The sequence below is a fragment of the Curtobacterium sp. MCLR17_044 genome, assembly GCF_003234435.1.
GTDB classification, from domain to species: Bacteria; Actinomycetota; Actinomycetes; order Actinomycetales; family Microbacteriaceae; genus Curtobacterium; species Curtobacterium flaccumfaciens.
Genome location: NZ_QKTC01000005.1, coordinates 156099 through 181157 on the forward strand (window position 1 = coordinate 156099; position 25059 = coordinate 181157).

Annotated in this window: 20 protein-coding genes; 2 read left to right on the plus strand and 18 right to left on the minus strand. The window is 71.8% G+C overall.

Annotated elements, in window-relative coordinates:
* Positions 1 to 15: 15 nt before the first annotated feature.
* Positions 16 to 462, minus strand: a complete 447-nt coding sequence (locus tag DEJ04_RS05105) for a hypothetical protein (RefSeq protein WP_111046422.1) — start codon at positions 460 to 462, stop codon at positions 16 to 18.
* Between the two features lie 52 nt (positions 463 to 514).
* On the opposite strand from DEJ04_RS05105, the gene DEJ04_RS05110 reads away from it, so the two are divergent.
* Complete coding sequence (locus tag DEJ04_RS05110; protein WP_375334724.1) at positions 515 to 1441, plus strand: A/G-specific adenine glycosylase; 927 nt, start codon at positions 515 to 517, stop codon at positions 1439 to 1441.
* Here the strand turns inward: DEJ04_RS05110 and rbfA are convergent.
* From rbfA to DEJ04_RS05170, 12 genes are all read right to left on the minus strand, one after another.
* Entirely contained in the window at positions 1438 to 1911 is a 474-nt protein-coding gene (gene rbfA, locus DEJ04_RS05115) for a 30S ribosome-binding factor RbfA (protein WP_111046423.1), read from the minus strand. The two genes, DEJ04_RS05110 and rbfA, sit on opposite strands and share 4 nt — an antisense overlap.
* A 113-nt stretch (positions 1912 to 2024) precedes the next feature.
* Entirely contained in the window at positions 2025 to 4877 is a 2853-nt protein-coding gene (gene infB / locus DEJ04_RS05120; protein WP_110864590.1) for a translation initiation factor IF-2, read from the minus strand.
* Positions 4878 to 4951: 74 nt separating this feature from the next.
* Positions 4952 to 5263 carry a YlxR family protein gene (locus tag DEJ04_RS05125; protein WP_031259737.1) on the minus strand — a complete coding sequence of 104 codons (312 nt, stop codon included), beginning with the start codon at positions 5261 to 5263 and terminating at the stop codon, positions 4952 to 4954.
* A 68-nt stretch (positions 5264 to 5331) separates the two neighbouring features.
* A complete protein-coding gene (gene nusA / locus DEJ04_RS05130; protein WP_071414715.1) occupies positions 5332 to 6327 on the minus strand; it encodes a transcription termination factor NusA in 996 nt (331 codons plus the stop codon).
* A gap of 143 nt (positions 6328 to 6470) precedes the next feature.
* A complete protein-coding gene (locus tag DEJ04_RS05135; protein WP_111046424.1) occupies positions 6471 to 8222 on the minus strand; it encodes a proline--tRNA ligase in 1752 nt (583 codons plus the stop codon).
* 693 nt (positions 8223 to 8915) lie between these two features.
* The gene (gene ispG, locus DEJ04_RS05140) at positions 8916 to 10070 is read right to left on the minus strand and encodes a flavodoxin-dependent (E)-4-hydroxy-3-methylbut-2-enyl-diphosphate synthase (RefSeq protein WP_171907786.1); all 1155 of its coding nucleotides are present in this window, start codon (positions 10068 to 10070) and stop codon (positions 8916 to 8918) included.
* Between the two features lie 56 nt (positions 10071 to 10126).
* A complete protein-coding gene (locus tag DEJ04_RS05145) occupies positions 10127 to 10687 on the minus strand; it encodes a cysteine hydrolase family protein (protein ID WP_111046425.1) in 561 nt (186 codons plus the stop codon).
* Positions 10684 to 12174 carry a cytosine permease gene (locus DEJ04_RS05150; RefSeq protein ID WP_111046426.1) on the minus strand — a complete coding sequence of 497 codons (1491 nt, stop codon included), beginning with the start codon at positions 12172 to 12174 and terminating at the stop codon, positions 10684 to 10686. Before DEJ04_RS05150 ends, DEJ04_RS05145 begins: the two co-directional genes overlap by 4 nt.
* A 24-nt stretch (positions 12175 to 12198) precedes the next feature.
* The gene (locus DEJ04_RS05155; RefSeq protein ID WP_173034034.1) at positions 12199 to 13533 is read right to left on the minus strand and encodes an RIP metalloprotease; all 1335 of its coding nucleotides are present in this window, start codon (positions 13531 to 13533) and stop codon (positions 12199 to 12201) included.
* 128 nt (positions 13534 to 13661) lie between these two features.
* Entirely contained in the window at positions 13662 to 14774 is a 1113-nt protein-coding gene (dxr, locus tag DEJ04_RS05160; RefSeq protein WP_111046427.1) for a 1-deoxy-D-xylulose-5-phosphate reductoisomerase, read from the minus strand.
* A gap of 2 nt (positions 14775 to 14776) precedes the next feature.
* Positions 14777 to 15748, minus strand: a complete 972-nt coding sequence (locus DEJ04_RS05165) for an FKBP-type peptidyl-prolyl cis-trans isomerase (protein ID WP_071404621.1) — start codon at positions 15746 to 15748, stop codon at positions 14777 to 14779.
* 6 nt (positions 15749 to 15754) lie between these two features.
* Positions 15755 to 16264 carry an OsmC family protein gene (locus DEJ04_RS05170; RefSeq protein WP_071404620.1) on the minus strand — a complete coding sequence of 170 codons (510 nt, stop codon included), beginning with the start codon at positions 16262 to 16264 and terminating at the stop codon, positions 15755 to 15757.
* A 34-nt stretch (positions 16265 to 16298) separates the two neighbouring features.
* Between DEJ04_RS05170 and DEJ04_RS05175 the strand changes: the two genes are divergently transcribed.
* The gene (locus DEJ04_RS05175) at positions 16299 to 17291 is read left to right on the plus strand and encodes an asparaginase (protein ID WP_111046428.1); all 993 of its coding nucleotides are present in this window, start codon (positions 16299 to 16301) and stop codon (positions 17289 to 17291) included.
* 34 nt (positions 17292 to 17325) lie between these two features.
* Here DEJ04_RS05175 and DEJ04_RS05180 read toward each other — a convergent pair whose 3' ends face one another.
* The 5 genes from DEJ04_RS05180 to DEJ04_RS05200 form a co-directional block, all read right to left on the minus strand.
* A complete protein-coding gene (locus tag DEJ04_RS05180) occupies positions 17326 to 18096 on the minus strand; it encodes a hypothetical protein (protein ID WP_111046429.1) in 771 nt (256 codons plus the stop codon).
* A 65-nt stretch (positions 18097 to 18161) separates the two neighbouring features.
* Positions 18162 to 20150 (minus strand): zinc-ribbon domain-containing protein, encoded by a 1989-nt coding sequence (locus tag DEJ04_RS05185; RefSeq protein WP_111046430.1) that lies wholly within the window; start codon positions 20148 to 20150, stop codon positions 18162 to 18164.
* Positions 20147 to 22624 carry a DUF3488 domain-containing protein gene (locus DEJ04_RS05190; protein WP_111046431.1) on the minus strand — a complete coding sequence of 826 codons (2478 nt, stop codon included), beginning with the start codon at positions 22622 to 22624 and terminating at the stop codon, positions 20147 to 20149. Before DEJ04_RS05190 ends, DEJ04_RS05185 begins: the two co-directional genes overlap by 4 nt.
* Positions 22621 to 23934: a DUF58 domain-containing protein gene (locus tag DEJ04_RS05195; protein WP_071404615.1), complete on the minus strand. Its 1314-nt coding sequence runs from the start codon at positions 23932 to 23934 to the stop codon at positions 22621 to 22623. The genes DEJ04_RS05190 and DEJ04_RS05195 overlap by 4 nt, the downstream gene beginning before the upstream one ends.
* 98 nt (positions 23935 to 24032) lie before the next feature.
* A complete protein-coding gene (locus tag DEJ04_RS05200; protein ID WP_027465773.1) occupies positions 24033 to 25004 on the minus strand; it encodes a MoxR family ATPase in 972 nt (323 codons plus the stop codon).
* Between the last annotated feature and the right edge of the window lie 55 nt (positions 25005 to 25059).

The following is a 25059-nucleotide window of genomic DNA, read 5'->3' on the forward strand; positions in this document are numbered from 1 at the left end:
GATTACCAGCGCCGGTCAGCAGGCGTCGTTCCACTCGCGGCGGGGGTGCTCGGGATCGGTGACGTCGAGCACGGCGGAGGCCGCGATCTTCACGTCGGCGCGGCGCTCGAGCCGGCCGGACTCCTGCTCGACCCACAGCGACCAGCGCCACAGGGTACGGACCCCGTGAGCCAGGATGCCCCGTCCGTGCACGATCAGGACACCGTCACCGGCTCCGGTCGTGCGGAAGGGCGTCACCAGGTCGGACCGCAGCGTGTCCTGGTCGGCGGACGGCGCGGCGGCCGCCATCGCGGAGACCCCGTGCTGCTCGAAACCGGTGACGAGCGCGGCCGCGACCCGCTCGAGGTCGGTGCCGTCCTGCCCGTCGACGCCGATGACCGTGCGGTTCGTGCCGACCTGCGCGATCGCCTCTGCGGCGATCGCAGCCATCGTGTCGGTCTCTTCGGGTGCCCAGCGTGCCATGCGTCCACCGTAGGCTGTCGAGGTGAACGCGAGTCGGGCCTCCAGACCGGATGTGGACAAACCGACCGCGCGACGCGGTGTGCAGGAGCCGGCCACGCCGGAACGGCCCGACATCGCGACCCCGCTGATCGCGTGGTTCCGGCAGCAGGCGCGGGACCTACCGTGGCGCAGCCCCGGCTTCCCCGCGTGGGGGACGCTCGTCAGCGAGATCATGCTGCAGCAGACGCAGGTCGCGCGCGTGGTCCCCCGACTGGAGGCGTGGCTCACCCGGTGGCCGACGCCTCGCGACCTCGCGGACTCGCCCCCGTCCGAGGCGGTGCGTGCCTGGGACCGGCTCGGCTACCCGCGACGCGCGCTCGCGCTGCACGCGGCGGCGACCGCCATCGCGAACGACCACGGCAACGTCGTGCCCCGCGACGTCGACGCTCTGCTCGCTCTGCCGGGCATCGGCGACTACACCGCCCGCGCCGTCGCGGTCTTCGCGTACGGCGACCGGCACCCGGTCGTGGACGTCAACGTGCGCCGCGTGCTCGCACGTGCGGTCCTCGGCCAGGGCGAACCCGGGCCGGCGAAGGCGAAGCAGGACCTCCCGCTCATGGAGTCCGTGCTGCCGGCGGACCGCGACGACGCCGCCGCCACGAACGCCGCCGTGATGGAGCTCGGCGCGCTGGTGTGCGTGTCCCGCTCCCCCGCGTGCGATGCGTGCCCCATCGCGGACCGCTGCGCGTGGCGTGCGGCCGGGTACCCGGAGCACGACGGGCCGCGGGCTCCGCGGCAGGCGAAGTTCGCCGGCAGTGACCGCCAGGTGCGCGGCCTGATCATGGCCGAGCTGCGCGCCAGCGACGTGCCGGTCACCCGGTCCGAGATCGAACCGGTGTGGCCGGACGCCGACCAGCGGGACCGGGCGCTCGCGTCGCTCCTGCGTGACGGACTGGCCGTCGGGGACGACGCGAGCGGCTACCAGCTGCCCGGGGTCTAGGAACGCGGCTCGGCGGAGCCGTCGGTCTCGGCAGCGTCGTCGTCGTCCTCGTCCTCGTCGCGCTTGTACGGGTCGGCGTCGCCGGCGTACGTCGCACCGACTGAGGCTGCGCGGACCTGCTCGTCGCGCACCTGGGCCTGCACGAGCAGGTCCTCCATGTGCGCCGAGGTCTCGGGCAGGGCGTCGGCGATGAACTCGAGCGACGGCGTGAGCCGGGCGGTGATGTTCTTGCCGACCTCGGACCGGAGCATGCCGGTCGCGGCCTTGAGCGCCGCGGCGGAGTCCGCACGCTCCTCGTCGGTGCCGTAGACGGTGTAGAAGATCGACGCGTGCTGCAGGTCACCGGTCACACGGACGTCGGTGATCGTGACGAACCCGAGTCGCGGGTCCCGCAGACCCTTGTCGAGTCGACGTGCGACGACTTCCTTGATGCGGTCCGCCATCTTGCGTGCGCGCTGCGGATCGGCCATTGGGTGCCTCCTGAGGCAGTGGCGGGACGCTTCCCGCCGGTGGTCCTGCGTGGGAAAGGGGTCGGGCCCCGGCCTCCCGCGTGGGGAGGCCGGGGCCCAGAGGAGTCACGCGATCAGTCGCGCGGCTTCTCGACGAGTTCGGTCGTCTCGACCTCGTCGCCGATCTGGATGTCGTTGAACTTGCCCAGACCGATACCGGCTTCGAAGTCCGTGCGGACCTCGGTCACGTCGTCCTTGAAGCGACGCAGTGACTCGATGGCCAGGCCATCGGCGACCACAACACCCTCGCGGATGACGCGCGCCTTGGCGTTGCGTGTGATCGTGCCGGAGCGGACGATGACACCCGCGATGTTGCCGAACTTCGAGGAACGGAACACCTCGCGGATCTCGGCGACGCCCGACTGGACCTCTTCGTACTCGGGCTTGAGCATGCCCTTGAGGGACTGCTCGATGTCGTCGAGTGCGTTGTAGATGACCGAGTAGAAGCGCACGTCGATGCCTTCGCGCGCCGCACGCTCACGGGCCTTGACGTCCGGACGGACGTTGAAGCCGATGACGATGGCGTTGTCGATCGTGGCGAGGTCGATGTCCGACTCCGTGATCGCACCGACACCGCGGTGCAGGATGCGGAGCTGGACGCTGTCGTCGACCTCGATGTCCAGGAGCGACTGCTCGAGTGCCTCGACGGCACCGGAGACGTCACCCTTGATGATGAGGTTGAGCGACTCGACCTTGCCCTCTTCGAGCGCACGGGTGAAGTCCTCGAGCGAGATGCGCTTGCGCGACTTCGCCAGCAGGGCGTTGCGCTCGGCGGCTTCACGCTTCTCAGCGATCTGACGCGCCGTGCGGTCCTCTTCGGTGACGAGGAACGTGTCACCGGCGCGGGGCACCGAAGACAGACCCTGCACCTGGACCGGACGGCTCGGCGTCGCGGCCTTGACCGCGACCCCGTTCTCGTCCGTCATCGCACGGACTCGGCCGTAGGCCGTGCCCGCCACGATGGCGTCACCGACGTGGAGCGTGCCGGACTGGATGAGGACCGTGGCGACTGCACCGCGACCCTTGTCGAGCCGGGCCTCGATCGCGACACCACGGGCGTCCTTGTCGGGGTTCGCACGCAGGTCGAGACCGGCGTCCGCGGTGAGCAGCACGGCGTCCAGGAGCTCCTGGATGCCGATGTTCTGCCGCGCCGACACGTCGACGAACATGACGTCGCCGCCGTACTCCTCGGCCACCAGGTTGTACTCGGTGAGCTGCTGGCGGACCTTGGCGGGGTTCGCGCCTTCCTTGTCGATCTTGTTGACCGCGACGACGATCGGCACACCGGCCGACTGCGCGTGGTTCAACGCCTCGATGGTCTGGGGCATGATGCCGTCGTCCGCCGCGACCACGAGGATCGCGATGTCCGTCACCTGGGCACCACGGGCACGCATGGCCGTGAAGGCTTCGTGACCCGGGGTGTCGATGAAGGTGATCGGGCGGTCGATGCCCTCGTGCTGCGCGACGATCTGGTACGCACCGATGTGCTGGGTGATGCCACCGGCCTCGCCCTCGACGACCTTCGAGTTGCGGATCGCGTCGAGGAGGCGGGTCTTGCCGTGGTCGACGTGACCCATGACGGTGACCACCGGCGGCCGCTGCTGCAGCACGTCGTCGTCTTCGTCCTCGAGTTCTGCGTCGAGGTCGATGTCGAAGCCCTCGAGGAGCTCCTTGTCCTCGTCCTCGGGCGAGACGATCTGGATCTTGTAGCCCAGCTCGTCACCGAGGACCTCGAACGTGGCCTCGTCCAGCGACTCGGTCGCGGTCGCCATCTCACCGAGGTGGAACAGCACCGTCACGAGGTTGCCGGGCATGGCGTCGATCTTGTCCGCGAAGTCCGAGATGCTCGCACCACGACGGAGTCGGACGACCGTGTTGCCGTCGCCACGAGGGACCTGCACACCGCCGAGCGACGGGGCCTGACGCATCTCGTACTCGGCGCGCTTCGTCCGCTTCGACTTGCGGGCACGGCTCTTGCCGCCACCGCGACCGAACGCACCGGCGGTACCACCACCGGGGCCACGACCACGGCCACCGCCACCGGCGGGACGCGGGCCACTGAAGGCCGGACGCGGGAAGCCGCCACCGGCTCCGCCGCCGGCACCCGGACGGGCACCGGGGCCGCCACGGCCACCACCCTGGCCCGGGCGCTGCCCGAAGCCGTTGGGACGGTTGCCCTGACCGGGACCACCCGGACGCGGAGCACCCGGACGGGGCGTGCCCGGACGCGGGGGCTGCGGACGCGGGATGCCACCGCCACCGGCTGCGCCGGCGGCCGGGCGCTGGCCCATGCCCTGGTTGGACGAGTACGGGTTGTTGCCGGGGCGCGGCGGGCGCGAGCCCATGCCCTGGTTCGACGAGTACGGGTTGTTGCCCGGACGTGCACCGGGCTTGGGGCCACCCGGCTTCGGACCGGCTGCCGCGGGAGCCTTCGGGCTGGTGCCCGGCTTCACGGCGTCGGACTTCGGAGCAGCGTCGGTCGACCCGCCTGCCTGCTCGGCGGCCTGCTTCTCAGCGGCCTGCTTCTCGGCACGGGCCTTCTGCGCGGCCTCGGCCTCGGCCTGTCGCTGGGCGACGGACTTCGGTGCGGCCGGTGCGGGGACGTCGGCAGCGGGTGCTGCCGGAGCCTCGGGCTCGGGAGCCGGTGCCGGACGAGCCGGACCCGGACGGGGACCGCCGGGCTTGGGTGCACTCGACTTCGGCGCGCTGGCCTTGGCGGGTGCGCTCGGCGCGGAGGCCGAGGCGGCGGGCTTCGCCGCGGGGGCGCCGTCTGCCTGGAGGGCGGCACGGAGCTTCCGTGCCACGGGGGGCTCGATGCTCGAGCTGGCACCCCGAACGAACTCGCCGAGCTCCTTGAGCTTCTCGAGTGCGGTCTTGCTGTCGACGCCGAGTTCGCTTGCGATCTCGTGTACGCGTGGTTTAGCCACTGTTCTCCTTCACGGGTCCCACCCCGTGAAGGGGCAGGACTCAATGGATGACGGGTCTCATTTCGAGCCGCTCATCAGTTGTCCATAAGCCGTTCAGCCTGTTCTGTCATGTCCGGGCGCTCGGCCGGTTCCTGTGGGAGACCGACGATGTGGTCGAGCACCGCGGACGTGTCGGGATCGCGATCCAACCGGAGCGCACGGCGGAAAGCCCTGCGCTTGACGGCCAGATCGTAGGCATCGACGGTCGGTGTGAGCCACGCTCCCCGGCCCGGCATGACTGCCTTCGGATCCGCCACGACACGGCCATCGCTCAGGGCGACGACTCGGAGGAGGGAGGATCGGGAAGCGCGACGACGACTGCCGATGCACGTTCTGACGGGAACCACTCTACTCCTTGCCTCGGACGTGCGCGATCCGGCGCGCCCTCGCAGGGCGCGCCGGGAGCGAAATCGTCCTAGTCCTCGCCGTCCAGGATGGAGTCCGGCTGGATGTCGATGCGGGCACCGGTGAGCTTCGCGGCGAGGCGGGCGTTCTGCCCCTCCTTGCCGATCGCGAGCGACAGCTGGTAGTCCGGCACGAGCGCGCGGACGGCCTTCGTCGAGGCATCGAGCACGAACGCGCTCGTCACCTTGGCCGGCGACAGGGCGCTCGCGACGAACGATGCGAGGTCGGACGAGTAGTCGACGATGTCGATCTTCTCGGCACCGAGCTCGTTCGTGACCGCACGGACACGTGCGCCGAGCTCGCCGATGCAGGCACCCTTCGCGTTCACGCCGGGCTCGTTCGCCTTGACGGCGATCTTCGTGCGGTGGCCGGCCTCGCGGGCGAGCGAGGTGATCTCGACGACACCGGACGCGATCTCCGGGACCTCGAGTGCGAAGAGCTTCCGGACGAGGCCCGGGTGCGTGCGCGACACGATGATCTGCGGGCCCTTGTTGCCGCGGGCGACGCTCGTCACGTAGACGCGGATGCGGGAGCCGTGCTTGTACGACTCCCCCGGCACCTGCTCTTCGGGCGGCAGGATCGCCTCGATCGTGCCGAGGTCGACGTGCACCATCTTCGGGTTCGGGCCCTGCTGGACCACGCCCGCGACGATGTCGCCTTCCTTGCCGCGGAACTCGCCGAGGATCTTGTCGTCGCCGATGTCGCGCAGGCGCTGGTTGATGACCTGCTTCGCCGCGAAGGCCGCGATGCGTCCGAAGTCGCTCGGCTGGTCGACGGCTTCACCGATGACGGTGCCCTCGTCGTCCAGCTCGGGGACGTAGACGCTGACCTCGCCGGACTTGCGGTCGAGCTCCACACGCGACTGCGCGTGGGCCGGCTCGCCGTTCTCGTCGGCGTGCTTCTGGTAGGCGGTCAGGATGGCAGATTCGATGATCTGGACGAGCTCGTCGAACGGGATCTCCCGCTCGCGCTCCATGAGTCGCAGGACTGCGAGATCGATCTTCACCGAGGTGCCTCCGTATTCAGATGAGTCGCTCCTGCGGGGTGGAACTGCGCAGAAGTCGGCCACAAGCGTACCCCAGAACCAGGAGACGGACAGGAGGCCCGTGGCGGCGTCGCCACGGGCCTGCTGTCCGTCAGGGGTCGCGTCTAGATCGCGCGGACCGCGTCGAGCAGCTCGGCCACCGGCACGTCGCGGCGGTCGCCGGTCGCGCGGTCCCACAGCTCGACGACGCCCTCGGCGGCGCCGCGACCGGCGACGACGACGATCGGCATGCCGAGCAGCTCGGCGTCGCGGAGCTTCACGCCGGGCGAGACCTTGGGGCGGTCGTCGTACAGCACGTCGAACCGCTCGCCCTCGAGCTCGGCGACGACGGACGCCGCCAGCTCGTAGGCCACCTGGTCACGGCCGGTGGCGACGATGTGCACGTCGAACGGCGCGACGTTCTTCGGCCAGACCAGGCCCTTCTCGTCGTTGTGGGACTCGGCCAGGATCGCGAGGATGCGGGTCACGCCGATGCCGTACGAGCCCATCGTGACCGTCGCGAGCTTGCCGTTCTCGTCCTGCACCTTGAGACCGAGCGCCTCGGCGTACTTGCGGCCGAGCTGGAAGACGTGCCCGATCTCCATGCCGCGCGCGGTCTCGAGGGGGCCGGAGCCGTCCGGCGACGGGTCACCCGCGCGGACGTCGGAGACCTCGACGACACCGTCGGCCACGAAGTCACGGCCGGCGACGAGGCCGGACACGTGCACGCCGCGCTCGTTGGCGCCGGTGATCCAGCTCGTGCCGCCGACCACACGCGGGTCGACGAAGTAGCGGAGGCCGGTGGCGCTGTCGGCGCCGAGGACCTGCGGGCCGATGTAGCCCTTCACCAGGCCGCGGTGCTTCTTGAAGTCGTCGTCGCCGGCGGCCTCGACCTCGGCCGGGGCGAACGACACCTCGGCGCGCTTCAGGTCGACGTCGCGGTCACCGGGCAGGCCGACGACCACGACCTCACGCGTGCCGTCGAGGTGGGTGAGCGCGAGGACGACGTTCTTCAGCGTGTCGGCAGCGGTCCACGGGGCGCCCTCGCGCGGCGCGACCTGGTTCGCGTGGGCGACGAGCGTGTCGATCGTCGGGGTGTCCGACGCCGGCAGCAGCACGGGCTCCGGCTGGCCCTCGATCGGCAGCGACTCGGGGACGGGGGTGACGTACGCCTCGACGTTGGCCGCGTAGCCGCCGGCGCTGCGGACGAAGGTGTCCTCGCCGACGCCGATCGGGTGCAGGAACTCCTCGGACTTCGAGCCGCCCATCGCGCCGGCGTCGGCCTTGACGATGACGTAGTCGAGGCCGAGGCGGGCGAAGATCTTCTCGTACGCGTCACGCATGACCTGGTAGCTGCGCTCGAGGCCCTCGTCGGTGAGGTCGAACGAGTACGCGTCCTTCATGGTGAACTCGCGGCCGCGCAGGAGCCCGGCGCGGGGCCGGGCCTCGTCGCGGTACTTGTCCTGGATCTGGAACAGCGTGACCGGCAGGTCCTTGTAGGACGAGTACAGGTCCTTCACCAGGAGCGCGAACATCTCCTCGTGCGTGGGTGCGAGCAGGTAGTCGGAACCCTTGCGATCCTGCAGGCGGAACATGCCGTCGCCGTACTCGGTCCAGCGGTTCGTGGCCTCGTACGGCTCACGCGGCAGGAGCGCGGGCAGCAGGACCTCTTGCGCACCGGCGGCGACCATCTCGTCGCGGATGATCGCCTCGATCTTGGCGCGTACCCGGAGGCCGAGCGGCAGCCAGGCGAAGATCCCCGGGGACTGGCGACGGACGTACCCGGCGCGGACGAGCAGCTTGTGGCTCGTCACCTCGGCGTCGGAGGGGTCGTCGCGGAGCGTACGGAGGAACAGATGCGAAAGCCGTGTGACCACGGGGCAAGCCTAGTGGCGGCGGGCCGACGGTGCGGGTTCGCTGCGGTGTGCCCGCCGCTGGGCGCGAGCGGCGCCGCTCGGCACGGTGCGCGGTTCGCCGGCTCGTGCGGCGCCAGCCGCTCCGTGCGCGCCTGCAGGCTCGCACGGGGCGGTCAACGCGGCGGCCGCTCGCGAAGTCCGCACCGTGCGGAGGGGACGCGCGTCGAGCAGCCGCAGCGAGCCTCCGGGCCGGTCCGCGGTGCGGCACGCGCGTCGCGGGCGCCGCCGGCGACGCGGAGCGGAGCCGCACCGCGCGAGGTTCATCGGCCGGTGCGGCGGCGGCCGCTGCGTGCGCGCCTGCAGCCTCGCACGGGGCGGTCAACGCGGCGGCCGCTCGCGAAGTCCGCACCGTGCGGAGGGGACGCGCGACGAGCAGCCGCAGCGAGCCTCCGGGCCGGTCCGCGGTGCGTCGCCCGCATCGGCCGCGCCGCGGGCGACGCGGAGCGGAGCCGCACGGTGCGAGGTTCATCGGCCGGTGCGGCACCAGCCGCTGCGTGCGCGCCTGCAGCCTCGCACCGGGCGATCAACCCGGCGGCCGCTCGCGAAGCGCGCACCGTGCCGACCGGCGCTGGCGCCGGCACCAGCACCGCACGACGACGGACCGGAGGCCCGGTGCCAGCTGGCACCGGGCCTCCGGTCGGAGGTTGGTCGCGCCTACGGCGCCATGATCACCTGGGGCGTGCCGGTGGCGGCGGCCGGACCCATCTCGTCCGCGATGCGGTTCGCCTCGTTGATGAGGGTCTGGACGATCTCGGCCTCGGGCACGGTCTTGACGACCTGGCCCTTGACGAAGATCTGCCCCTTGCCGTTGCCCGAGGCGACGCCGAGGTCGGCCTCGCGCGCCTCGCCCGGGCCGTTCACGACGCAGCCCATGACGGCGACGCGGAGTGGGACGGTCATGCCCTCGAGCCCCTTGGTGACGTCGTTCGCGAGCTGGTAGACGTCGACCTGCGCGCGACCGCAGCTCGGGCAGGAGACGATCTCGAGCTTGCGCTCGCGCAGGTTGAGCGACTGCAGGATCTGCAGGCCGACCTTGACCTCTTGCGCGGGCGGGGCGGACAGCGACACGCGGATGGTGTCGCCGATGCCCTCGGCCAGCAGGATCCCGAACGCGGTGGCGCTCTTGATCGTGCCCTGGAACTCCGGGCCGGCCTCGGTCACGCCGAGGTGCAGCGGCCAGTCACCGGCGGCGGCGAGCTGCCGGTAGGCCTTGACCATCACGATCGGGTCGTTGTGCTTGACCGAGATCTTGAAGTCGTGGAAGTCGTGCTCCTCGAACAGGGAGGCTTCCCACACCGCGGACTCGACGAGCGCCTCGGGGGTGGCCTTGCCGTACTTCTGCAGCAGGCTCGGCTCGAGCGACCCCGCGTTCACGCCGATGCGGAGCGAGACGCCGGCGTCCTTGGCTGCCTTGGCGATCGCGCCGACCTGGTCGTCGAACTTGCGGATGTTGCCCGGGTTGACGCGGACGGCAGCGCAGCCGGCGTCGATCGCCTGGAAGACGTACTTCGGCTGGAAGTGGATGTCGGCGATCACGGGGATCTGCGACTTCTTCGCGATGATCGCCAGCGCGTCGGCGTCGTCCTGCGTGGGCACGGCGACCCGGACGATGTCGCAGCCCGACGCCGTGAGTTCGGCGATCTGCTGCAGCGTCGCGTTGATGTTGGTGGTCTGCGTCGTGGTCATCGACTGCACGGACACCGGGGCGTCGCCGCCCACGAGCACCTTGCCGACCCGGATCTGCCGCGACTTGCGACGCGGAGCGAGGGTTTCGGGGGACTTGGGCATACCGAGGTTGACTGCGGGCACGTGAGCACTCTACGCGCTCGGTCTGACCGTGCCGGGTCCGGTCCCCGTGCGTCCGTTCAGAGCTCCCTGACCGAGTCCACGACCGTGATCAGCGGGGCGTAGAGCCGCATCACCGCGAGCGCACGGTCGTGGTCCTCGTCGCTGGCGCCGGCGCAGGCGTCCGCCACGACGGTCACCGTCGCACCCGCGTCGGCCGCCGCCAGCGCGGTCGACAGCACGCAGCAGTCGGTCGACACCCCCGTGAGCACCAGGTGCGGGTGGTCGCCGACGACGGCCTGGAGGCTCGTCCCCCACTTGCCGAAGGTCGGTTCCGTCACGACGGGGTCGTTCCGGTCCGCTGCCGCCGACGCGAACGGCTCGGTGAGCGCGTACAGCGGGTCGGCGTCCGGCACCAGTGCGAAGGGCCAGTCGCGGTAGTACGGCACCCACGCACCCTCGGGCTCCGCCGGAGCCACGAAGCGGGTGAAGACCGTGCGGCCCGTGAACCGCGGCAGGAGCCGCTCGATGCCGGCGCCGGCGTGGTCGTACCGCGGGGCGGCCCACGGGTTCTCGCCGGTGAAGACCTGCTGCATGTCGATGACGACGAGCCAGGCGTCGTCGGGGATCTCCGCGCTCATCGCAGGTCGTCCGGCGTGCTCGGTGCTTCCGGCGTGGCGAGTGCTTCCTGGCGGCGGATCGAGCCGCGAGCGAACAGCAGCGTGCCGAGGAACCCGACGACCAGGGCGACGAGGACGCCGAGGTTCGCGTAGGCCCACGGCCCCTCGCGGCCACCGAGGCCGAACGGGCCGAGCAGGTAGCCCTGCCACGACAGCCACGCCGGTGACGCCAGCGTGACGAGCCCCCACCCGAGCGCCGTGCCGACGGCGACCAGGGCGATCGCGCCCCACCGGACGTCACCGTAGCGGCCGCGACGGTCGTCGAGCTCGGACTCCGCGTAGGTGCGTCGGCGCAGCAGGACGTCCGCGACGAAGATGCCGGCCCACACCGCGATCGGCACGCCGAGGGTGATCAGGAACGCCTGGAACGGCTTCGCGAAGCTGGTCGCGAAGAAGGCGATGTACACGGCGCCGGCGACCATGAACACGCCGTCGACCCCGGCGGCGACCGGCCGCGGGATCTTCACGCCGACGCTCAGCAGCGCGAGGCCCGACGAGTAGATGTCGAGGACCGCTCCCCCGACGAGCCCGAGGATCGCCACGATCGCGAACGGGATGAGGAACCAGATCGGCAGGATGGTGGTGAGCGCGCCGATCGGGTCGTCCTGGATGGCGGCGTTCAGGTCCGGCGACGACCCGGCGAGCAGGACGCCGAAGACCACGAGGATCGCCGGGGCCAGCGCGCCGCCGAAGGTCGTCCACCCGACGACCCCACCGGTGGACGCGGCCCGCGGCAGGTACCGGGAGTAGTCAGCGGCGGCGTTCACCCAGCCGAGGCCGAAGCCGGTCATCACCAGGACCAGGGCCCCGATGACCTGCTGACCGCTGCCGGAGGGCATCGCGGCGATCGCGGCGAAGTCGATGGAGGGCACCGCGAGCACGATGTAGACGACGGTGAGCACCCCCGTGATGACCGTGATCCAGGTCTGCAGGCGCATGATCACGTCGAAGCCCGCGACGCCGGCCCCGACCACGAGCGCGGCGACGACGACCAGCGCGACGACCTTCGTCAGCACCCCGCCGTCCCAGCCGAGCTCGGTGAAGACCGTCGAGGTCGCCAGGACCGCCAGTGCGGCGAGCGAGGTCTCCCACCCGACGGTGAGGATCCAGCTGAGGAACGAGGGCACCCGGTTGCCCCGCACGCCGAACGCCGCACGGCTCAGCACCATCGTCGGCGCCGACCCCCGCTTGCCGGCGATCGCGACCACGCCGCACAGCAGGAACGAGAACACCACCCCGACGACCGAGACGGCGGTGGCCTGCCAGAAGGAGATGCCGAACCCGATGACGAACGCCCCGTAGGCGATGCCGAGCACGGAGATGTTGGCGGCGAACCACGGCCAGAACAGTCCCCGTGGGGTGCCCCTCCGATCGGACTCGGCGATGACGTCGAGGCCCTGGCGCTCGACGGTGCGAACCTCGGGAGGGTTCGGGGCGGCTGTGGTCATCCGCTGAGCGTAGCGCCGGAGCGACTACCCGAACAGGTTCACCGGCCGCACGATGTCGGCGTAGATGAGCAGCGCGCTCATCCCCGCCAACAGCACCACGACGACCATCGTCAGCGGCATCGTCTTCGCCAGGTCGATGGGCCCCGGATCGGCCTTGCCGACGAGCTTGAACGACCGTCGCTTGATCGCTTCCCAGAGCGCACCAGCGATGTGTCCGCCGTCGAGCGGCAGCAGCGGCACCATGTTCAGCACGAACAGGCCGATGTTGAGCGAGGCCAGCAGCCCGAGGATCGTGTACGCCTTGTCGACGACGGGGACGCCGCTCATCGACGAGACCTCGCCGATCGCGCGGCCCACGCCCACCACCGACACGGGGCTGTCCTGCGACCGCTCCTGGGCACCGAACGCGGCGTTCCACACGGCGACCAGGCGCTGCGGCAGGTCGATGATCAGGTGCGCCGACGCCGCGATCTGGGCGCCGGTCGCGGGCAGCACCTCGGCCGGGGACTGCCGCACCAGGGACTGCCCGATGCTGACGCCGACCACGCCGACGCGCTGGGTCTTCGTGGTGCCGTCGTCGTTCTTGACGACCTTGCCCTCGGCGTCGTAGACGTCGCGGGTGGCGGTCGTCGGGGTGATCTCGAGGGTCTTGCGGGCACCGTCGCGCTCGACGACCACGGTGACCTGCTCACCGGCGGACTCCTGGAAGACCTCGGAGACGCGGGTGATGGTGGGGTCCTGCTCACCGTTCACCGAGAGCACGACGTCGCCGGACTCGATGCCCGCCTGCTTCGCCGGGGACACAGCGTCGCCGGGCGAGCACTCGGTCGTCTGGCTGTTCGGCAGCACGCACCCGACGCTCGACGTGAAGGTCGTCGTCGGCGCCCCGAACCCGCACAGCAGCACACCGAACAGCACGATGCCGATCACCAGGTTCATCGCCGGGCCCGCGACCATCACGATGATCCGCTTCCACGGCGTCAGGCGGTAGAAGGCGCGGGAGTCGTCACCGCCGGAGTCCGCGATCTGCTCGGCGCTGGCCTGGCGGGCGTCCTGCACGAACGCGCCGTACATGCCGGTGTTCGTGATGGCGTTCGCCCGGCCCGAGGCGCGCGGCTTGAGCATGCCGACCATCGAGATGTACCCACCGAGCAGGATCGGGCGGATCCCGTACTCGGTCTCACCCCGCTTGAACGACCACATCGCCTTGCCGAAGCCCAGCGAGTACTGCGTCACCTTGACGTTGAAGAGCTTCGCGAAGGACAGGTGCCCCAGCTCGTGGAGTCCGATCGAGACCAGCAGGCCGATGATGAAGACGACCACGCCGAGGACGAAGAGCAGGACGGATTCGACGGTCACCGGGAAAGAGTACGGGACTGATTCCATGACGGAGCCGAGCGCCGTCTGAGAGGCGAGCTGGGCCTCCAGGCCGGTGCGTCACGTCCGCGGTCTGCCGCCTCCGCGTCGGACGGGAGGCGCGACTCGCGTCAGCGGGTCAGCGCGCGGTCCGCAGCGGTGCGGGCCCACTGCTCCGCCGCGAGCACGCCGTCGAGTGACGGCTCCCCCGCGGTGTGCTCCTCGACGACGCGCTCGACCGTGTCGACGATGTCCAGGAAACCGATCGCGCCCGCGTGGAACGCGGCGACGGCCTGCTCGTTCGCGGCGTTGAACACGGCCGGGAACGTCCCGCCCAGCTCACCCACCCGCTTGGCGAGGGCGACTGCGCCGAAGGCGTCCTGGTCGAGCGGCTCGAACGTCCACGTGCTCGCGGTCGTCCAGTCGAGCGGCACGCCGACGCCGGGCACCCGGTCCGGCCAGGCCAGGCCGAGCGCTATCGGCAGACGCATGTCCGGCGGCGACGCCTGGGCGATGGTGGAGCCGTCGACGAACTCGACCATCGAGTGCACGATCGACTGCGCGTGCACGGTGACGTCGATGCGGTCGTACGGCACGTCGAAGAGCAGGTGGGCCTCGATGACCTCGAGTCCCTTGTTGACCAGGGTCGCGGAGTTCGTCGTGACGACGAGACCCATGTCCCAGGTCGGGTGCGCCAGTGCCTGGGCGGGGGTGACGTCACGGAGCTGTTCGCGGGTGCGCCCACGGAACGGACCGCCGCTCGCCGTCAGGACGAGCCGCTGCACCTCGGCGTCGGCGCCGGAGCGCAGCGCCTGCGCGATGGCGGAGTGCTCGCTGTCCACGGGCACGATCTGCCCGGGCGCCGCGGCCTGCTGCACGAGGGAGCCGCCGACGATCAGGCTCTCCTTGTTCGCGAGGGCGAGCACGGCACCGGTCTCGAGGGCCGCGAGCGTCGGGCCGAGGCCGACCGAGCCGGTGATGCCGTTCAGGACGACGTCTGCCTCGACGCTCCGGACGAGCTGCTCCGAGTCGGCCGCGCCGAACGCCGTTTCGCGGACGCCGAACCGGGCGGCCTGCTCGGCGACGAGGTCGCGGTTGCTGCCGGCGGTGAGCCCGACGACCTCGAACCGGTCGGGGTTGCGGGCGACCACGTCGAGCGCCTGGGTGCCGATCGAGCCGGTGCTACCGAGGACGACGATCCGCCGACGGTCCGGACCGGTGGTGCCGAGGCGGCCGTCCGTCACGGTCAGCCCTTGGCGAGGATGTCGACCACGAAGACGAGCGTGGCGTTCTTCGGGATGCCCGAGCCCTCCTGCGGGTTCGCGCCGTAGGCGTCCTCCGGCGTGGCGACGATCAGGACCTGCGAGCCGACCTTCTGCCCGACGAGCCCGGTGACGAAGCCCTTGATGAGCGCGCTCTCCGACACGGTGAAGGTGGTGGGGACACCCTTCGACCACGAGGAGTCGAACTCCTTGCCGGTGTCGTAGACGACGCCCTTGTACTGCACGAGTGCGGTGTCGCCGTCGGCGATCTCGGTGCCGTCGCCCTGCTTGAGCACCTCGACCGTGGTCTTCGTGGGCGCCTTGACGCCGTCGGGGACCGTGATCTCCGGCTCGCCCGAGGCCTTGTCCTTGACCGTGGGCAGGCCCGGGTCCTGGTCCTGCGGGGTGCCGGTCGCCTTGGTCGGGGTCTGCGCGACGACGTCGGCGACCACGACGATCTCACCGCCGGTGTTGAAGCCGAGTGCGGAGGACTGTCCGACCGCGGCGACGCGGTCGCCCACCTTCGAGCAGGCGAGGAGCGCACCGAAGCCCGATCCGCCGACCGAGAGCACCTGCGGGTTGCCCTCGTCGAAGCCGACGGTGCCGAGCTTCTTGGCGTCCGAAGCCTCGTACACGCTGTAGGAGACCTGCGCGTAGTCGCCCTCGTCGAGCGCCGCGCCCTTGCCCTTCACGAGGCGGGTGGCCTGCGGCGTCTTCGCGGACAGGCCGGACGAGAACTTCACCGTCGGGGCCTTCGGTCCGCCGAACGACCCGGTCGCCTTGATGGCATCGGACGACTTGCCCGGGTCGGGGCAGGAGGTGATCGCCGAGGCCGTGGCACTGGCCGACGGGGTCGGCGAAGCCGAGGACCCGTTCGAACCGGAGCCGGAGCAGGCGGCGAGTCCCAGCACGACGGCGGGGACGATGGCGATCGGGAGCAGGCGGAGACGCTTCACGAGGACCTAGTCTGCCCCACCTGTCGAAGAGTCCCCTGCCAATGACGCAGGTCGGACGACCAGCTGCGGCTCGTGGTGCACCGGGAACGCCACGGACCGCGCGATGAAGCAGAGCTCGTTGGCGGTGACGTGTGCTGCTTCGGCGTCCGCGACCCGGTCGGCCTCGAGGATCGTGACGACCGGGTGCAGGGTCGCCTCGGTCAGTTCACCCGAACCGTCGCGGTTCAGGCGGAGCGACGCGGTCGCGGTGTCCTGGTAGTCGACGACGGTGAAGCCCTTCGTCACCGCGACGTGCAGGTAGCTGAGCATGTGGCACTGGGCCAGCGCCGCGACCACCATCTCCTCGGGGTTCCAGCGGTCACGGTCCCCGCGGAACGTCGGGTCGGCGGAGCCGGGGACGTCGGGCTTGCCGGTCGCGGAGACCACGTGTTCGCGTCCGTAGTCGCGGTACCCCGAGGTGCCGGTCCCGCGGTCGCCGGTCCAGCTGACGGAGACCTCGTAGGAGTGGTCGTGCACGGGTGCGCCCCTTCGCCTTGGCTAGCATGGCGGCATGACGGTGAGCCCCGAAGTCCGCAGTGATCGCCATCCTCTCACCGCCGACGGTTCCGTCGAGCTGGCGGTGCTCGAACGCTCAGGGTTCGACGAGAGCCGACACGTCGGCGCCGGCGTCGTCGTCGACGCGAGCGGCACGGTGATCGACTCCGTGGGCGACGTGACCGCGAGCATCTACCCGCGTTCCACCATGAAGCCGTTCCAGGCCCTGGCCGTCCGACGTTCCGGTGCGCTGTTCTCCGACGAGGAACTCGTCCTCACCACCGCGAGTCACGCCGGCACCGCGGCGCACCAGGCGCTCGCCCTGCACATGCTCGAGTCCTTCGACCACGTCGAATCCGACCTCGGCTGTCCGCCCGACATGCCCTTCGACCGCGGGACCGCCCGCACGATGGACGGCCCCCGCCGCCTGGCGATGAACTGCTCCGGCAAGCACGCCGGCATGCTCGCGGCCTGCCGGGTGAACGGGTGGGACGAGGCCACGTACCTCGACATCGAGCACCCGTTGCAGCAGCGGGTGCGTTCCGTCGTCGAGGAGTACACGCACGAGACCGTCGACCTGGTCGGTACGGACGGCTGCGGCGCCCCCGTGTTCCCGCTCACCCTGACGGGGTTGGCACGCGGGTTCGCCGGTGTGGTGGCACGGGCCGACGACGACTCCGCTGCGCTGACCGACGCGGTCCTGGCGCACCCGTGGGCGATCGACGGCGTCGGACGCGCGAACACGGTCACCATCGAGCGACTGCAGGTGCTGGCGAAGCTCGGTGCCGAGGGCGTGATGGTCATGGGGTTGCCCGGAGGCGCCGCCGTGGCCGTGAAGGTGCTCGACGGCTCACAGCGGGCCGGCACCCTGGCGGCCCTGGCGCTGCTCGAGCGGAACGGGCTCGCGGCGTCGGACGGGGTGGCCGAGGTGCTCGAGGCGACGGGTGAGCGGGTGCTCGGTGGTGGCGTGCCCGTCGGCGCGGTGCGGGTCGGCGCCGGGTTGCGCTGATCGTTGCCCGGCGCTGGTCAAGCGTCGGCGCTGGTCATCGATCGGCGCCCACGGGGTCGGGTACGAGGACCGGCAGCGCCGGGGACACCCGGACGACCGCGTGGTCGTCGGGTCGACGGACGGAGCAGCCGTACCGCGAGACCTCGACGGTGACGTCCCGCTGACGGGGCGCTGATCCGAGTCCGGCCACGAGCACCACGGAGCCGTGCGGTCGACCGTCGGCCCCCATCCGCACCGCGACCGAGGTCCCCGACGGCAGGGCGTGCACTGACAGGCTGCTTGCTGCCCGGGTGCTCGCTGACCGGGCGCTCGGGGCTGGATCGGCGCTGCTGGCCCCCACGGCGTCGAGGACCTCGGGAGCAGCGGCCCAGCGCAGGTCCTCTTCGGTGTGGACGGCAGCGGCTCGGAGCTGCTCGGCGAGCCCGCGGAACACCGCGACGGAGAGTGCTCCGGCACCGACGACCACGACGTGGGACGCGGCGTCGACCCGGACCACGCGGCCGCCCGGACCGTGCCCGAGGACGAGTGCCAGCGTGCCGTCGCCGTCCTCGGGAACGGTGCCCGTCAGCGTTTCCGGCGCACCGAGCGGTCCGGGCTCGGCGGGCTGGTCGGGTCCGCGCGGAGCGACGACCGCGACCGGGTCTGGCGAGGCCGAACGGTGCAGCACCACGTCGACCAGCGCGCAGCACGCACCCGCGCCGAGCAGGACGCCCTGCCCCGCGCCGCTGATCGGCGCGAGGACCCCGGCCACGACGAGCGCGACCGCGGCCCCCACGATCACGCAACGTGCGGTGAACCGGGACATGACCCCATCGCACCAGGAACGAGCAGCTCAGCGCTGGCCCGGGACCCGATCTGTGGAGAAGTCGCCTACTGCACCAGGAAGAACTGCTCACCGATGTCGACGCGGGCACCACGCTCGACGCGGTACCGGCGACCGGGCTCGCAGCGGCGGATCGATCCGTCGATGTGCCGGACGACCGTGCCGTTGCCGGAGAACCGGTCGGAGACCCACAGGTCGTCGCCGTCGCGGCCGAGCTCGAGGTGCGTCTTCGACACGGACTTGCCCGGGTCGTGCACGGTCAGCAGGTCGTCGTAGCGCTCCCCCGGCTGCGGTCGCGGCAGCCGGCCGAGCAGGCCGGTGCCGTGGACGCCGAGCCGTTCACCCGTGCTGAAGTGCAGCACGAACGGTGCCCGCGTCGGGGTCTTCGCGACGATGCGGGTCTCGTCGACGTCCTCGTCGAGGTCGTCGAGCGCGCCGGCCGCTGCGGGAGACTCCGACCGGTCGACGGGCGGAAGCGGCAGCACCGGTCCGGTCGCTCCCGGGATCGGGGGCAGCGGTGCAGCGGAGGGCACGCCCGCGGTGTCGGCGGACGGTGCCGAGGAGGGGACGGTGGCGGAACCGGGCACCGGCGGGATCGGCGTGCGCGGCACGGCGGACGCCTCGGTCGGCGGCTCGGGCTCGGTCACCGGTGCAGCGTGCGCTCCGCGGGGACGTCGGCCGGCATCGGACTGCTCGACCTCGGCGCGGAGGAAATCGTCATCCACCGGGATCTCGTCGTCCGGCTCGTCGCCTGCAGCGCGCTCATCGGACTCGTTCGGACCCGCGGGCTCGGCGGAACCCGCGTCGGGCTCGTCCGGCTCGTCCGCAGCGTTGCCCGCGTCGGGGGCCTGCGTGCTGTCGGACTCCTCTGCTGCCCAATCGGGTCGGGTCATCGGCAGCGGCATGACCGGGCCGGTGAAGGCCGCGGTGACCGCCGGACGGACGGCTCCGCACTCGCCGCAGAAGATGTCGTCGGGTTCGAGCCGGTTGCCGCAGACGTGGCAGATGGTCGTCTCGTGCATGCCCGGGGTGACGAGCGGGGCCGGACGCGGCGGTCGACGGTCGATCAACGGCTCGACCACGGCGGTGTCCCCGGGCTGCGGGGCCGACACGACGGGCGGCTGGTCGTCGGTGGCGCTGGTCTCCGACGCCGCCACGATCGTTTCGTCGGGCTCCGGCTCGGAGGCGTCCCGGGCACCCTGTGCGTCCCGGGGTTCCTGTGCATCCTGTGCGTTCTGGGGTTCCTGTGCGCCGCGTTCGTCGGGCGCAGGAGCCGCAGCGTCCTGCTCGCCAGCAGGTTCGGCGGGTGCTCCCGGCATCGGCGGGACGACCGGATCGGCCGGCACCTCGGCAGCCGGGGTACCGCGACCGACCCACCAGGACGGACCGGCGGGTGCCGCCGGGGGTGCCGTGGCAGCGGGCGGCGCCCACACCGGAACGGAGGGCTCGGCAGCGGGCGGCGGCTCGACGGGCTGGGACTCGACGGGCTGGGACTCGACGGGCTGTCGCACCGCCTGGTCCGACACCGACGACGGAGCATCGCGGATCGGGTCCTCGGGCGTCTCGGGGCGACCGGGAGCCGGGGCGATCCGCGTGCGCTCGGGGTCGTCCGCATCGAGGGGTTCGGACGGGTACGCGTCGGGGTCGAGGGGAGGCTCGGACTCGCCCGGCGCACCCGACCAGTCCTCGAGCCCGGAGCCGGCACCGTGCACGTGGGAGGGTGCCTGGCGCGGCGCGAAGTCATCAGGACGCTGCACCGGTACGGGTGCCGGCGGTTCGGTGCCGCGACGGTCGGCACCGGTGAGCCACGCACGCGTGGCGGGATCGAGCGTGGCTTCGGGCAACCAGGCGTCGGAAGCCGGGTCGGACCGTCGGCCGTGGGCGTCGGGCTGCTGCAACGGTGGCGGCGGTGCCTGTTCGACGGGGGTCGGCGCGACCGGGCGACGGCTCGCGGCGGCGGTGACCGCGCGACCGCACTCACCGCAGAAGATCGCTCCGTCCGGGAGCATCGATCCGCAGTGTTCGCATCTGATCACGTGGTGCCTCTGTCCTCACTCGGCCGTCCACGACGCTCGTCCGGCCTCTGGACATCGTAGTCGCCGCGCCCCGACGCAGCCTGGCGGTCGGTCCTCCGACGGGACCGTGCCGTCGGACGGCGTCCCGTTCCCCGCAGGGACCGGAGCGAGACGGCGGTGCGGAACCGCTCCCGCCTGGTCCGCCCTGTCCGGAGCGAACCGATCGCATCGTCGGTCGCCGCCCACATGCGGTCGGCGGTGGTCTGGTCGGCGTCACTCGGACCGAACACCGCGCGGTCGGCCAGCGCGGCGAGTCCGGTGCCACCGTCGCCCGGTGCACCGACCACGGCTTCGCGTCGGGTTGCTGCCTGCCGCACGTCGTGCCCGCGGTCGAGCAGTGCGTCGCGGTACTCGTCCCAGGCGCCGACGATGCGGCCGCGGGGCGTGGTGGCGTTCCGCCGTCGGCGGCGCCGCAATCGCTTCAGCAGCACGATCACGGCGAACGGCAGCAGGACGAGCGCGACCACGCCGAGGGTCCCGAGGGCCCAGGGCAGCACCGCGAGCAGGATCTGGAGCCAGAGCGGCTGCACCGGCGGCGTGTTCCGGTCGCTCTCGGGGGGCGTCTGCTGGTCCTGGTCCTGCCGGTCGACCGGGGGCGGCGGCACCACCGTCTCGGGTCGGGTGACCGGCTGCGGGGTCTGCTGCTGCTCGTTCGGGATCTCGCGCACCTCGGGGTTGGGGTTGAGCATCACCCATCCCCACTGCGCGGTGTCCACCTCGATGCGGGCCGTGACGTCGGACCCACGGAAGGTCGTCGTCCCGCCAGGCGCTGCGGTGCCGTCGCGGCCTGAGTCTCCCCCGGCCGTGAAGCCCATCACGACCCGTGCGGGGAAGCCGATCTCGTCCGCCATCAGTGCGGCCGCCGCGGCGTACTGCTCCTGGTCCCCGATCATCAGGGGTGCGGTGAGGAGCTCCTGGACACGGTCGGCACCGTGACCGGACCGACTCATCCGGTCGTCGCCGACACCGTGGCTGACGTACCCGTTCCGTTGCAGGGACTGCACCGCGGCGAGGAGCTTCGCACCGGGTGCCGACACGTCCTTCGTCGTGGACTCCACGGTGTCGCGCACGGCGTCGGGGACGTCCCGTGCGGTGGGCACGGCGGCGCTCCCCGGCCGTGCGGTGGCCAGCTGCCGTTCGGTCGGCTGGTCGGGCAGCACCGCCGTCAGGTCGTAGGACGTGCCGTCCCCGACTCCGCCGACCACGGCGCCGGTACCAGTCGATCCGTTGTAGAAGAAGGCGCCGCGCTCGTCGTCGGCGTCCTGCCCGGTGAACTCCACGCGCTCCAGGTCACCGACCGTCGGCAGCCACACACCGCGGTACCCGTCGACCGTCACGCCGACGTCGACCGTGGTGCCCCGGACGCCACGGACGTCGACCGCGGTCGGTACCCGTTCGAAGGTGCCCGAGCCGGCCGAGCCGTCGGCCCCGCCGACGCGGTAGACGACGCCGTCGTAGGTGTCGAGCGTCGCGATGCGGACGAACCCGCCCTCGGGCAGACCGGTCACCCGGAGCTGGGTCGCGTCCGAGGCGGTGGACTCCTCGTAGGCGCGGAACCCGCTGAGCGGACTGACGTAGTCGCGTGGGTCGAACGGCTTCACGACGTCGGTGCGTGCGACGGTGCGCTCACCCGACGGAGGTGCCACCAGGCCGAGTCCGGTCGCGACGACCGCCGCGGCCACGATGGTGCCGGTCCCCACGAGGGCGGGGCGGACGATCGACCGCGCGACCGGCACGCGTGCACCGATGGTGGTCGCCACCGCGACGGCGCGACGCGCGTGCCGCACGGTCAGCGCCCAGACGAGGGCGAGGCCCACCAGGACGACCGCCGTCACGATCGACGTGTCGAGCCGGCTCGGCCCGACGACGACCCCCACCGCGAAGAGCACCAGTGCCGGGATGCTCGCGAGTTCCTGCCTGGAGGCGCGGGTCGCCACGCTCACGGCGGTCACCGCCGCCACGAGCAGCGTCACGAAGTAGGGCACGAGGAGCGCCTCGTACGAGCCCACCGGCAGGCTGATGGTCACCAGCTGCTTCCAGCCGAGGGCGACGCCGGCGAAGAGGTCGAGCAGGCCGCGTCCGGTGGGCAGCAGGCCGTTGGCCTGACTCGGCACGGCGGCGGGGACGCCCGTGAGCGTGAAGGCGGCGACGGTCGCGATCGCCACGACGGCCGTCGGGAGCCGGAACAGGGTGCCGAGGAGCGCGACGACCGTCCCGATGACGATCGCGGTCACCGCGGCGGTGATCATCGCGCCGTCCCGGTACACCGGCCACCAGGACGTGCTCGCGACGGCCAGCAACAGCCAGACCGCCAGCGTGCCGCCGGCGAGCCGGAACGGCACGAGCCGCCGTGCGTCGCGACGGTCGGACCGTCGGGTCGAGCGCCTCGCCCGGTCCGGTGCCGGGGCCGGGGTGGTCACGGGTGCGGCGCTCATGCTGCCGACGCCGATCGGTGCAGGGCGTGCCGGAGGTCGTCCAGGTAGCCGATGGTCATCACCGTCAGACCCGCGACGCGCAGGAACCGCGGCTGGGCCTCGGGCTCGCAGATCACCGCGACGACCTCCACCCCGACGGGGAACCGCGTCGCGGCGAGTCGGAGCGCGGGCAGGCCGACGGTCGACCCCACCACGAGGAACGCGACGGAGATGCCCTCGGTGTCGCTCCCGACGATCCGGGAGACCTCGGCGATCGGCAGGCACGCGTCGGCGAGGCCGACCGAGGCGAAGTCGTCGAGCAGGCGCGTCGGCGTGACGGTGGGGAGCGTCCGCACGGCGTACACGGCACGCTTCGCGAACTCGGGCGTGCGCTGCGACACCACGACCGAGACCTCACGGCCGTCGCGGATCGCCCGCGCGCCGAGGGACGCGGCCGCGCTGACGGCGAGCTCGAACTCCTCGTCGTCGGCGAACTCACCGCGGGCGATGCCGAGCGCGACGACGAGGTGCGAGCGACGGGTGTCCTCGAACTGCCGGACCATGAGCGCGCCGGACTTGGCGGTCGACTTCCAGTGGATGGTGCGCGGATCGTCGCCGGGCATGTACTCGCGGATGGCGTGGAAAGCGATGTCCGCGGGTGACAGGTCCGTCGTCGCCTGCCCCTCGAGGTCGCGCACCAAGCCGGTGCTCGTCGACGGGATCGCAATGGTGCGCGGGTGCACGATGACCTGCTCACGGGCGGTCCAGACGAGCTCGCGGCGCACGAGTCCCACCGGGTCGGCGCGGACGCCCGTCACGGGACCGACGTCGAGCACCCCGCGGCGGAGCGTCGGGACGGGGACCTCCCGCTCGAAGGTGCCGTGCGGCCCGATGGCCGGGATCGCGACGTCGACGAGGCCGGATCCGACCGGGACCTCGACGGTGGTCGGCACCGACGGCAGACGCGTGGGGTTCTCGGCCGTGATGATCACGCCGGCGTCGTCGCCGACCGCCACACGGTGCTGCGGCAGCCGCATCCGGATCGCCAGCCGCGACCGGCCGATCAACGCCACCGCGGCGACCACCGCGAGCACGGCGCCGGCGAACCCGACGACGACGATCTCCCGCAGGCCGAACCGGTAGCCGGTCACGAACGCGACGAGCGTCAGGGCGGCGACCGTCCACCCGAGCCCGGTGACGACGGACGAGACCTCGCCCCAGAGACGCAGGACGAGCCTCCAGGCCGTTGCCCAGAGCCGGACGATCCCGATGACCGCATCCGCTGCGACGCCCTCGCGGTCACCGACGATGCGCGTCCGGACGTTGGTCATGCCGGTGACCGTCCCCGTGCGCTCGAACGCCGTCGTGCCACGACGCGACCGCGTCGAGGACGGACGGCGCGAGCGCGTGGAGACGGGCCGGCGGTCCGTCACGTCGTGACTCGGTCGGCGGGCGGCGGGGTCTCCACCAGGAGCTGCGCGATGACGCTCGGTGCGCTGACGCCGTCGAACTCGGCCTCGGCGTCGAGCACCAGGCGGTGCGCGAGGACCGGGACGGCCAGTGCCTTCACGTCGTCCGGCGTGACGTAGTGGCGACCGCTCAGCGCCGCGAGGACACGGGAGGCACGGATCAGGCCCATCGCCCCACGGACGCTGACGCCGAGCCGGACCTCGCTCGCCGAGCGGGTCGCGTCCACCAGACGGGCGACGTAGTCGGCGATCACCGCGTCGACGTGCACGGTGCGCGCCAGGGCGGCCATCTCGGTGATGGTCGCGGCGGGCACGACGCTCGCCAGCGGGACCGACGCCGACGGAGCCGACGAGGTCTCGAGGATCTTCACCGTCGCGGCGTGGTCGGGGTAACCGATGGACGTCTTCATGAGGAAGCGGTCGAGCTGCGCCTCGGGCAGACGGTACGTGCCGGCCTGCTCGATCGGGTTCTGGGTCGCGATGACCATGAACGGCGCGGCGAGACGGTGGTTGACGCCGTCGACCGTGATCGCGGACTCCTCCATCGCCTCGAGCAGCGCGGACTGCGTCTTCGGGCTCGCACGGTTGATCTCGTCGGCGAGCACGATGTTCGCGAAGACCGGCCCGCGGTGGAAGTCGAACTCCTGCGTCCGCTGGTCGTAGACGCTGATGCCGGTGATGTCACCCGGCAGCAGGTCGGGGGTGAACTGGATGCGGTTCGTGGTGCCCTGCACGCTCTGCGCCATCGCCCGGGCGAGGCTCGTCTTGCCCGTTCCGGGGACGTCCTCGAGGAGCAGGTGCCCCTCGCTGAGCATCGCTGTGACCGCGAGGCGGATCACGAACGTCTTCCCGAGGAGCACCTGCTCGACGTTGGTCACGATGCGGCCTGCGACGTCGGCGAACCAGGTGGCCTGCTCCGGGGTCATGCTCATGCGGGGTGGTCCTTCGGTCGTGGCGGGAGGTGTGCGGCGGCGGGAGGGTCGGGGC